Source organism: Legionella jamestowniensis (assembly GCF_001467745.1).
In the GTDB taxonomy this organism is placed as follows: Bacteria; Pseudomonadota; Gammaproteobacteria; order Legionellales; family Legionellaceae; genus Tatlockia; species Tatlockia jamestowniensis.
On sequence record NZ_LNYG01000004.1, the window covers coordinates 37,865 to 49,247 of the forward strand.

An 11,383-nucleotide genomic window follows, 5' to 3' on the forward strand; every position below is an offset into this window, starting at 1 on the left:
AAGAGTAAAAAATGCCCGATCTCAGTCTTGAAGAATCTTCTAAATATTGGTTTGAGTATGTTGACCCCATGATTTACCGGGTTATCACATTTATGGAAAGTGTAGAAGACTGGACTCTGGATGGAAATCCGGATTTAGAAGAAGCAATAAATCGACTCGGTAAAGAATTGGATGATATTGAAAAGATTGACATGAGCACGCTTGCTCAGGAAGATATTTTTATTCGTCTCGTAGGCAATATTAAATCAGGCAGAGGTCTTCGTCTTTTACAGGCGATTGATACTGTACATCCTGGTAGTGCCTCGAGAATTTTAATTCATGCAGAGGAAACAAGTACAGGCAGCCATGATCCTGCCGGTTTTTTTCTGAAGCGAAATATTGTTTTTGAACGTTTGCGTTTGCTTGCTCGCGTTTTTTCTGAGTATCGTTTAAAACTTGTAGCTCGTGCTCTTGAAGGGGAAGAATAAATGAAATTACTTAGTCGTCGCGTTGCTTTATCTGGTGTTCTATTGTTTGCCGCTGCCACATCATCCAGCTTTGCTTCGGTCAATAGTGTCAATCCCTTAGACCCCATTAATGACACAATGGATAAAATATCCAAGTATTTGCTTAATCTTGGACAATATTTAGGTTATAACCTCGATGATACGCCTTCCTCTGAGCTGAATGATACCATACTTCAGATAACCGGCACGGCGTTACAAAATATATTGCTGCCCACGGTAAAAACTTTTTATGGAGCACTCCCAGTAAATACTACGGGAATTAGTGCTGTTGCATCAACAGACGCTGCACCACCTTATTTTGTTCCCGGTAATAATGCTTTTTCAATATTAAACAATTCAGGTAACAGCACCTTCCTTACTTCACGTTTTTCCGATCCCTCCAACAATATTTCCATTTCCCCTTTAATTGACCAGCCAACGAGTTCAGGTACGGGGGCTGGGCAAACACAGTATCAATATCAAAATGATCCGGTAAGCCAAGCTCTCGCAAATATATTAATGACACCAGATTATAGTTTTTGTTTGGACAACCAAGGGCAGAATTGGGTTGGCTGTGACACGAATCAAGCCTGGTTAAATGACGGCCAGGTGATGCAAAATGTCATTGGAACAATTCCTGGAACAGCAGATTTTTACAAAGGCACTTTTAACTTGCCGGCCATCATGCAGCTCAATAGCAATAGTCTCATTGCCCCATTGATGTACACAACACAGGCTGCAGGCGCCTTACCCCAGCAAGAAGTAAATACAGGACCTCAGCCGTTGCGAGCGGCAGGACCTTTAGTAGCACAAACCCCAGCTCAACAAGCGATTAATTTTATTCGTTATGCTACTTCCGCCGTGACTCCAGTACCTTTGGCAGCTCGTAATTTTTATGACAAACTCTATCAACAATACTCGGATCCTAAAGGCACTGTATTGTCTAAATTCCAAGCAGGTTATGCCCTGACGAACTATCTTTTAAATCTTAGAGTTTTTGCCGCACAAAATTCTGTAGGCATTAGCAATCTCTATTACATTTTATCAAAAAGAATGCAACAACCTGTTGTAAATACTTCCGGTCAAGCAGAAATTCCACCTACTAGCCAATCTTTAAGTGAATACCAAATGGCAACCTGGCGACTTTTTGATCCGAAGCAAGCTAATAATAACCAGGGAAATACCGGAAGTCCTGGGAATACCGAGTGGTTAGCTGGCCTTAACACGGCTTCAGCCGCAACCGTGCAAAAAGAAATTGCCGTTTTGCTTGCCGAGATCAATTATCAATTGTACCTTAATCGTCAACAGGAAGAGCGTATTCTGTTAACCAACAGTATCTTGCTACTACAAAATGCAAAGGTTATGGAAATGAATGGATTCTTGCGCGCATCTGGTGATACATCTACCTCCGATGCTGCTCAATAATATTTTAATATAAAGAACAGGTGGCACATGCCCTTTATACAGGAAATTTTTATATGTCGCCGTTGCGAACAAAGTGGAGCAATCCAGAACAGATTTGTTCAAAGATTGCATGGCTTGCTTCGCTAGCGCTCGCAACGACGGGATTCTAAATTTTTGTCCTGTGCAGAGACACATACCCCCCTGTTCTTTTTTAATAATTTCTTTAAAACAGCAGCTTTTTATGAAAAAATAAAAAATTCGTCTCTTCATTAAATACGTCTCACCAGTGTATTTAAAACCGCGAATAATATTTTTCAGTGCATTCGCTAAGGAAAAGCAATGCTAAAACGTGATATTTCTCGAACAAATGTATTAATCGCTGCTGCTGGGGGCATGGTGGGTTCTGGTTGGTTATTTAGTCCATTCATCAGTGCTCAAATGGCAGGAAGCAATGCCCTGATTAGTTGGATTATTGCCGCTTTGTTTATGCTGTTTATAGCATTGCCCTTATGTGAATTAGGCGCTATGTTTCCTATTTCCGGAGGCATGACCAATTATCCTAGTTTTACTCATGGGAAGGATGTGGGATTCTTGTTTGCCTGGACATCCTGGCTCTCTTATGTAGTGATGACACCTATTGAAATCCAAGCTATTTTACAATATTCCAGTCATTTTTTCCCTTCACTGGTTGTTAAAGACGCTGCGTCTTTTAGCTTATCTAGTATAGGTTACGCAGTAGCAATTGGTATTATGTTATTTGTAGTATTTTTAAACTCTTATGGAATTAAGTTACTGGCAGAATGTAATAAATTTGCCAGTATTATAAAATTTCTGGTTCCTGGCCTTGCTATTGTTGCTTTGCTTTCGAGTGCCCCTTCCATGGGAAATATTAATATACAACTGAGCACCAAAGAGGCTTGGATACAAATTTTTACTGCGCTTTCAGCAAGTGGGATTGCGTTTGCATTTACCGGTTTTCAGAATGGTCTAATGCTTGCTGGCGAAGTACAAAATCCGCAAAAAAATATTCCTATTGCGATTTTGGGTGCTGTATTGGTAGGGTTTGTCCTTTATTTTATGTTGCAACTTAGTTTTCTCGCCGCTATTCCAAAATCCTACTTAGCCCAAGGGTGGCATAATCTGAGTTTTCCTGGTGACAGTGGTCCTTTAGTAGGCTTAACATTACTGTTAGGCCTAGGTTTTGTCGCTATGCTACTCATGTTTGATGCAGCTTTTTCTCCTTTTGGCACCACGTTAGTTTACACGGCCGCCACCTCACGCATTGTATATGGGATGTCACAAAACAAACATTTGCCTGAATTTTTTTTAAAGTTAAACAAACATAAAATTCCCTATATTACGTTATATGCTAACTTTCTTGTGGGGATTTTATCTTTCCTCCCTTTCCCGGGTTGGCAAAAAATGGTAGCGTTCCTTTCATCCTGTAGCATTTTATCTTATGGAATTGGCCCTATTTGCTTGTTAGCGATGCGCCAGCTCCAACCGGCTCGAGAACGCCCTTTTAAACTCCGAGGAAGCTTGTTTTTTTGTCATATAGCCTTTTATGTGTGTAATTTAATGCTTTATTGGTGTGGTTTTGACATTTTATGGAAATTAAGTTTAGCGCTGTTGGTAGGCTTTATTATTAACATGGCTTATCAAAAGCGTCGATTAAGCGACTGTGGCCCAAGCCTTTATTGGTTTGCTTTTTACCTAGTCTCTTTATTAGTTGTCTCTTATTTTGGTGCTTTCGGAGGGACGGGATTTTTACAATTCCCTTTAGATATTTTATTGCTACTTCCCCTTAGTATTTTTATTCTGCAGATGTCCCTACGCGTTCTTATTGATAGTGGCGTCCATGAGCAATTAACGGCCAATATAGAATCTGCATAAGAAGGAAAGGTTTCGAATGCCCCGAGACAAGGCATTCGAACATCTAGTACTGGTTATCATCATCAATCACATAGGCTTAGAAAATTGTTTAATCCAGTAATGGGCAATATCAATACGTCGCGTTATCCAAACATCAGGAAACTGCTGTAAGTAATCAATAAATTGTTTTACGGCCATGCAACGCCCTGGATGACCACTGATTCTGGCATGCAATCCAATTGTCATTATTGCGGGTCTTTGTTCTCTGTATAGATAATCCAAGGTGTTTTTTAAATGCATAAAAAACATATCACCGTGGCTAAATCCTGGTGAGGTGCTAAAGCGAAAATCATTGCAATCCAGTGTATAAGGTATAATGAGGTGTTTTCCTTCGAAATAGGGCAAATCATCAGCATAACTATCTGAGTCATAAAGAAAACCACCGATTTCAAGCAATAAATCTCTTGTATTCTCACTGCGTCTACCGGAATACCATCCTTGAATGGGCTTCCCCGTCAATTTTTTTATAGTTTTGCAACAATTTAAAATGTGTTCTTTTTCTTCTTCTTTGGGGATTAGCGCATAATCAATCCATCGCCATCCATGGCCTACAAGATCGTGTGAGGATGTTTTAAGATAACGACTTAATTCAGGATTTAACGTTAACGCCAATCCGGTGATGAAAAAAGTTAAAGGAATATTTTCTGCATTAAATAGACGAATTAACCGCCACAAACCTGCCCTGCTTCCGTATTCAAACAATGACTCCATGCTACGATTACGCATACCAGCAGGTTTTTTCGCCAGAGGAAACTCTCCGCCATACTCTTCTGAGAATTTGTCACCGTTGACAGGAGAAAGTTCGGCACCCTCCTCATAATTGAGAACAAAATTAATTGCGATTTTCGCCTGATTAGGCCATAAAATCTGCGGAGGATTAGCTCCATAGCCAACCATTTGCCGTTGCATGATTTATCCCAGCTCAAAAGTAGTAATACCGTAAATTTGCTCCATTGGCAAACGCGGCTCTCCTTTTAAATACATTCTTGCTGTTTCAAACACTTTGTTTAATTGATAGCGTTTTACCAATTCCTGCGCATGTGGATTATTTTCCGGGATATCTAAATAAAAGACGTGGCCCTTTGCATGAGAGACTAAATTTAAAAACAATTCTTCCGCAATTTCTGGTGAATCGGCAAATAAAGGTCCGATTTTAAAGCCGCTTCGACATGCCCTAATAACACCATAACCTAAAAGTCTTCCAGAATGCATATAGCCAAGGCTTGCTCCTTCTGGTTGGTTTATCCAGCATTTTAAAAAAGTGGGACGTAATGCTGGGAAATGCAATCGGTCATACTCAAGTAAGCAAGTAAAATCAACGGTTGCTAATGGAACAATCGCAGGATTATTTTTTTCGAGAGCAGGATAAGAACTCCCTGTATAACGACTATTGTTATGTGCAATTTTATAACCTAGATTTGCATACTTATCTACCATGTTAATCACACCGTCCAACCCAGCGTTGCGATTTCCAATATAAGCTAAACGAGCTTTGGTTAATGCCAAGCCGTACCCTTTTCCGCGAAATCCTTTATCAACAATATAAAAACCACAAAACGCAAACTGTTCGTCATAAATGACGGCTGAACCTATGGCAATAATTTTACCGTCCAGTTTTCCAACAAAAAAACCTTGTGGGTCCGTTTGATAAAAACAAATCGCATCATGAAGCCCTGGATTCCACCCCTCTTTGGCTGCCCATTCTACGGCATCATTAACTTCAGCTTCTGTCATGTGACCTATTGTATAGTTACTCATGAGGAGCTCCCTAGCTTAAATCTCCATTTACTATACTGTAAGTATAAAGTCTTTCAATAAAACTGATAGATGATAGAAGAAAAGCTAGGCTAATATCATGAAAATTTTTTCAACCAGCTTAAGGTGAAAAGGAGAGTTGCCATGGCCAGTCTACCTAACAAAAAGATAAGTGCAATTATCAGCAGCGAAATCGTTTTAGAAAGAGTTATTGCCAAACTCACTGAAAAAACAGTGGCTCGTCATGATATCAGTGTGCAAGGTTCACCCGAAAAAATTGCCGAAAAATATGGTAAACCTTATGTGAAACCTGATGAAATTCAAGAAAGTATCACCCCCCCAAAAACAGAACATTTTTTAAGGGATGATTTTGGATGGGTAATTGGATTTTCCTTTGCCATTCCTGTATTTATTTTTGTCACTATTGGTGTTTTTTTGATAGGCGATGTGCGTTCCCCTTCAGACAATTTATTCTATGGCGTTTTAGGTGCAATTATTGGTGCTATCGCTGGGGCATTGTTAGCCAAATTTATCAGTCAGCGTCAGAACAAACAAATAAGGCGACAAGAAAGAAAAGGAGGGTTTGTGCTTTGGATTACAGTGACTTCTGAAAAACAAATCAAAGAAGCGTTGTCTATTTTAAAAGGCTATCATGCCCGTGAAATTACTGTTAGCTAAAAAATAAATTTATCCAATTGCATGACTATTAAAAGTGCCATCACCAGAAATAAGATCGCCGCACTGATACGAATGATATTGATAGGAAGCTTTTCTGCAAGTTTTTCTCCAAGAAATACTGCAGGGACATCCGCCAACAACATTCCCAAGGTAGTTCCAAGAATCACCCTTAGAGGGGCATGATAATGAGCAGTTAATGCAACGGTTGCTATTTGGGTTTTGTCTCCCATTTCCGCCAAGAAGAAGCTTATCAGCGTTGTGGTAAAAACACCCAGGTTTGGGGTTATTTTTGTTTCATTGGCATCTCCCTTATCTGGAATTAACACCCAAATGGCCATCAAAATAAAGAAAATACCCAATAACCAATGAAGTACTTTCGGATTTAACGTGGCGGTTATCCATAATCCTATAACACCGGCAAATGCGTGGTTAGCCAAGGTGGCAACCAGAATTGCGAATATAATGGGCAAGGGGCGCTTAAATCGTGTTGCCAATATAAATGCAAGCAATTGCGTTTTATCCCCAAATTCAGCCAGGGCAACCAATCCTGCTGAAAAAAACAAAGGTTCCAAAAAGATCCCTTATGTTGTGTTAATTGACTATTATTAAATGCGACACTGGCATTTCTGCTAATTGTACAGGATTTTCTTTTACATAAAAAAAGCATTGCCTTATGTGAGAAAATGATTCACGTACCGATGTTTTGGCAATGACTGTTTTATTTTGCCTAGGGATTAAACTGTCAAGACCTTTCGCCTCTTCTACTAGTAAATTATGCAACTGCGGATGCAATCTTTCGTGCTTCTGTAGATAAGCCTCACATGCTTTATCAAAATCGCTACTGTATTCGCATTTTAAAGTATTTAATTTATTTTGTATGTCACGCACTTTGGCCACTAAACATGCAGTTTCAGTCCTAAAAAAAGAAAAAAACGTTGCCAAAAAATTAGAAAGCTTTACCCAAAAATTATCATGCAATTGTAAAAAATCATCGATTTGTTCATGGAGTCCATGAATTTCTTGTAAAGTTTTCTGCCTGCTATTCGCATATAAAAGTAGATTTTTGTACATTGCCAAACTTTCCATCATTGTTTGGCTAGACGCTACGATTTGCTCGATTACTTCAATCGGAATGTCTTTAATAAATTGTTCATACCGCTGATCTGCAGCAAATTTTTCAGTCAATAGTTGCATTTCATTTTCCGTTGCAACCAACTTTTCCTTTAAATCTTTTGCAATTATCTCAATTAAACATTTCAAGTCATTCTTGCATTGACTGTCCAAGGTGTCCGGAATAACACCGACCACATAATTCTGCCAATCCTGAGGAACGGTAAGACGAAATGCAGAGGCAGGCAAGGCTGTGGCCCAACTGGCACTGTATTGTAATGACGCATAAAATTTTTGGATATGAGTAGGATTTTTCAATTGTTCTACTTTATCCAAAAATGCAGTTCTTTGCTCTGAATTTAGACAGTTCATTAGGTCTTGAAAGGATTTATCATTTTCTTTAATTAAATCCAGAAAATATTTTCTTCCTATAATATACTTCCCATTGTCTTCTATTAAACTTAAAAATGATTGGGCATTTTGAAGATTTTTTTTAAATTCATAGTTTCTCTTGAGAAGTAAGCCCATTGTTTTAGCCTCAATAACCATGGTCTCAAGCAGAGATATTTTTGCTAACAGCACATCATAATGATTAGCCGGATTGCTTGCCACGAGTTCCAAATATTTTTTATCAAAAAGTTCTGCCAAATTTTGAGGGGCACAGGGTTTGTCCTGATTGAGAATTGTATTAAGTTGGTTAAATCTTTCCTCTGTTTTTACAAGCAAGCTCTCTATTTCATTGACTAATAGATCAAGATTAATAAATGGTTTAGCTAACTGTTTACTCCAGCCACCCAAACTTTTAAGAAAAATCTCCAGTACTTTTAAGAGCAGGTACAAAACACAACATAATGATTGAATTTGAGAAACATCTTCTCGGTTTTGAGTATAGTTATCGAGCCAAAAATGACAACTCTCGGTAAGTGCATTTAATTTTGCTTGGGTATCAACACGGCCTTGTTCATAAAGCCCATCAATCTTCTTTACAATGACGCTTAACAATTCTTGCTCTTCTTCATTCGCATGTTCAAAGTAATCCTGAATGATGAATTTACAATAGAGTAAAACACCAAATTCCCTTTTCCCATAACGATTCAACTCGTTATATTTGAGAGACGTATGATCATAGAAATCACTTTTAATGCCTTTTAAATGAAACGCTGCCCTCATATAGGCATCAATATGCAGTATCGTCAGCAATACAGCTTCTTCATTTTTTGCCTTATCCTGCCGCCAACGATAAAAGCGTTCTCGAAAATACTGCTCTCTCTCCGTCACTCTCATTCTCCATTAATATTCCAAGTTGATTACTTTTCTTAATCTTGCATTTATTTTTATTCTTTCCATTTAGAATCGCAATGAATTATTCCACAGCAAGGCGCTGGTTAATAATATTGAGTTACTTATCACTGACACAGCAAGGTCATTTAGGCAATCTGTCCAAGATTTATTTTTAAGAGGGGTGAACGGTTTAGGATGAGTAGATAGTATTCTTGCCTCGGTTCTGTTTTACAAAATGGACGCCTCTTAAGATGCTTTAGGCTTCTTAACTCAATAAGCTTGCTCACCACATCTTTAATCTGGCCCCTAAAGAAATCCTGTTAGCCGGACAAGACATACTATCTATGCTTTAAAAATAATCTACTTGGCAAATAAAGGCAACTTTTGAATTGTTAATAATTTGAAAAATTACCATGTGTAGGTAAAACTTTAGAAGGTTATCGTAAATACAGCAATTAACAGGATAGCTTTTGCGCGATGATAACAAATTATGATTCGGAATTGTTCATAGAAAGGGGCTTCGACCCATACAGATTCAGGAGCTGATGATGCCATTGAATAAATCTGATTTGGAATTTTTTGACCTGTTGCCACAGGAAGTCCCGCAAGCATTAACTCTTGAGCAAATAAGGCAAGCTGCCAAGAGCTTGAGTCAATTTGTAGGTCATCCTGCCAACATCGCTTTTCACGACGGTACAATCCAAAACCGTGATGGCTTATCAATTCGCTATCGATTTTATGCAGAATCCGATAAAAAGAAACCTTTAATTATATACTTTCCTGGTACTGGCTTTATTCATCAATTGTTTGAGGAAAACCATACCATCATCAGTAGAATCGCTAAATACTCCAATTGTCACGCCCTAATGGTTGACTACCGTTTGGCACCTGAAAACCCTTATCCAAAACCCCTAGAGGATGCCATAGATGCCTTCAATGAGGTGATTAAGCATCCGGAACAATTTCGTGCAGATCTGTCCAAGCTAATATTAGCAGGATGGAGCTCCGGTGCTAATTTGGCAGCAGTATTAACTAATCTGTCAAGATCAAATCCTAACATTAGAATTTTTCATCAATTACTAATAAGTGGGGGCTTTGACTATACCAACTCTGTTCATGAGTTCGATGACTATGCTTTACAAGATAAGATGCTTGATCCTGTTGCTGCGCAATTTAGTTTTGATTGTTATTGTAAAGAATCACAACGAACAGATCCTAGGTGTTCCCCTTATTGGGAATCTGATTTATCTGGATTACCGCCCACAACGATTCTCTGTGGTGAATATGACGGAGGCAGAAGTCAAAGTGAAGCGTATGCCAAAAAACTTATCCAAGCCGGTAATTCCGTCAACAAAATTATTATGCCCGGCCAAACACATATGACTATTCTATTGAGAAAAATTTGTTCTGATGGGGATGACCCGGCCGAAATAGCTGGGAAAACAATAGCTAACGCATTATCCTAATATTTTATCATGTCATTTTTCATAGAAATTTATCAGGGTACTGCACAATAAAACTGTGATTTTACTTTGCTATTGCCAGCTCTAATTTCGCCAATACCGTATCAACCTGGATCAATTTCATTGCCTCAGTCCCATGGACCTTTTCTCCCCAAATTTTCTCGGTATTACCTTTTTTGAGGATAGTTTTTACTGCTTGCGGATAACAGTCTACTACCAAATGCCTAAACGTATAAGGGCCTGACACTTGGGAATTGGTTACTGCATGCAATGCAACGACGGGCGTTCCTACAGCCGCCGCCATATGAGACGGCCCTGTATCCGGACACAGTAAAACATCTGCTTGCTGTATAAGTGCTAATAATTGTTTTGGCTTAGTTTTACCCACCAAGTCAATACATTGAACTTGTTTTAGGATTGCGTCGGCTAACTCTCTATCGAAATTTCCAGGCCCTCCTGTCAAAACTATTTGTGCTTGCCAACGACGCTGCGCTTCTTTTATAACAGCCACGTATCGCTCGACCACCCAGCTTCTTTCCAATTTACTGGCGGCAGGATTAACTAACAAAACAGGACCGTTCGACGGTAAATGCTCACGAGCCCATGCATAATCGTCCTGAGTAATGGGTAAATCCCAACGCACCTCATGGTTTTCTATCCCTAAAGCAGTGGCAAACTGTAGAAACCCCTCTAAAGTATGTCCGTTAGTTGCATTTATTCTTTCATTGATAAACCATTTATGGCCATCTTTAGCTCGATAAACATCATAGCCAATTTTTCGCGGGGCACGAATTAGCGGGTATAAAAGATTGGCACGAAAACTTGACTGCGCGGCTAAAAGTACATCAAATGAACGACCTTTTAACTGTTTTTTGAATTGCCAATAATCCTTAAGGCCATCAGGTTTATCAATAACAATAAATTCAACACCATCCATACCCTCAACTAAATCATAAGCCGGGCGAGAAATTACCCAAGTTATAGTGGCATTAGGTAAGTAGGTTTGTAAAGTGCGGATTAAAGGAACCAGCATTAGTACATCGCCTAATGCCGACAAACGTACAATACAAATGGAATTAATCATCTTTTAAAACGAAATGAGAACTACAATAGGGACAAACTTCCGAGCCGGTTTTTTCAATGGGTAAATAAACTTTGGGATGGGCATTCCATAATTCCATTTCATCCGTTGGGCAACTCAAAGGCAAATCATGTGGATGCACAATATACTGCTTTTTAGTACTTGCTGGTTTTTTTTTAGTTTTAGACATCGTA

At 38.9% G+C, this 11,383-nt stretch carries 11 protein-coding genes; 5 read left to right on the plus strand and 6 right to left on the minus strand.

What is annotated here, in order from left to right:
- Positions 1-11 precede the first annotated feature (11 nt).
- The 3 genes from icmW to Ljam_RS01290 all read left to right on the plus strand — a co-directional run bounded on the left by icmW (position 12) and on the right by Ljam_RS01290 (position 3,782).
- Positions 12-467, plus strand: coding sequence for a type IVB secretion system protein IcmW (gene icmW, locus Ljam_RS01280; RefSeq protein ID WP_058448334.1), 456 nt, complete (start codon positions 12-14; stop codon positions 465-467).
- The gene (gene icmX, locus Ljam_RS01285) at positions 468-1,910 is read left to right on the plus strand and encodes a type IVB secretion system protein IcmX (RefSeq protein ID WP_058448335.1); all 1,443 of its coding nucleotides are present in this window, start codon (positions 468-470) and stop codon (positions 1,908-1,910) included.
- A 318-nt stretch (positions 1,911-2,228) separates the two neighbouring features.
- The gene (locus Ljam_RS01290; protein WP_058448336.1) at positions 2,229-3,782 is read left to right on the plus strand and encodes an APC family permease; all 1,554 of its coding nucleotides are present in this window, start codon (positions 2,229-2,231) and stop codon (positions 3,780-3,782) included.
- Positions 3,783-3,848: 66 nt separating this feature from the next.
- Here Ljam_RS01290 and Ljam_RS01295 read toward each other — a convergent pair whose 3' ends face one another.
- Complete coding sequence (locus Ljam_RS01295; RefSeq protein ID WP_058448337.1) at positions 3,849-4,730, minus strand: polysaccharide deacetylase family protein; 882 nt, start codon at positions 4,728-4,730, stop codon at positions 3,849-3,851.
- Positions 4,731-4,733: 3 nt separating this feature from the next.
- Positions 4,734-5,579: a GNAT family N-acetyltransferase gene (locus Ljam_RS01300; protein ID WP_058448338.1), complete on the minus strand. Its 846-nt coding sequence runs from the start codon at positions 5,577-5,579 to the stop codon at positions 4,734-4,736.
- A 141-nt stretch (positions 5,580-5,720) separates the two neighbouring features.
- Here Ljam_RS01300 and Ljam_RS01305 point away from each other — a divergent pair, with 141 nt between their 5' ends.
- Complete coding sequence (locus Ljam_RS01305; RefSeq protein ID WP_058448339.1) at positions 5,721-6,254, plus strand: hypothetical protein; 534 nt, start codon at positions 5,721-5,723, stop codon at positions 6,252-6,254.
- On the opposite strand, the gene Ljam_RS01310 is transcribed toward Ljam_RS01305, so the two are convergent.
- Both Ljam_RS01310 and Ljam_RS01315 read right to left on the minus strand, forming a co-directional pair.
- Positions 6,251-6,826, minus strand: a complete 576-nt coding sequence (locus tag Ljam_RS01310) for a TMEM165/GDT1 family protein (protein WP_058448340.1) — start codon at positions 6,824-6,826, stop codon at positions 6,251-6,253. The two genes, Ljam_RS01305 and Ljam_RS01310, sit on opposite strands and share 4 nt — an antisense overlap.
- A 19-nt stretch (positions 6,827-6,845) precedes the next feature.
- Positions 6,846-8,642, minus strand: coding sequence for a hypothetical protein (locus Ljam_RS01315; RefSeq protein ID WP_058448341.1), 1,797 nt, complete (start codon positions 8,640-8,642; stop codon positions 6,846-6,848).
- 548 nt (positions 8,643-9,190) lie between these two features.
- Between Ljam_RS01315 and Ljam_RS01320 the strand changes: the two genes are divergently transcribed.
- Complete coding sequence (locus tag Ljam_RS01320; protein ID WP_082651547.1) at positions 9,191-10,111, plus strand: alpha/beta hydrolase; 921 nt, start codon at positions 9,191-9,193, stop codon at positions 10,109-10,111.
- 61 nt (positions 10,112-10,172) lie between these two features.
- Here the strand turns inward: Ljam_RS01320 and Ljam_RS01325 are convergent, their stop codons facing one another.
- Complete coding sequence (locus tag Ljam_RS01325; protein WP_058448343.1) at positions 10,173-11,192, minus strand: glycosyltransferase family 9 protein; 1,020 nt, start codon at positions 11,190-11,192, stop codon at positions 10,173-10,175.
- Positions 11,185-11,379, minus strand: a complete 195-nt coding sequence (locus Ljam_RS01330; protein ID WP_058448344.1) for a zinc-finger domain-containing protein — start codon at positions 11,377-11,379, stop codon at positions 11,185-11,187. Before Ljam_RS01330 ends, Ljam_RS01325 begins: the two co-directional genes overlap by 8 nt.
- Between the last annotated feature and the right edge of the window lie 4 nt (positions 11,380-11,383).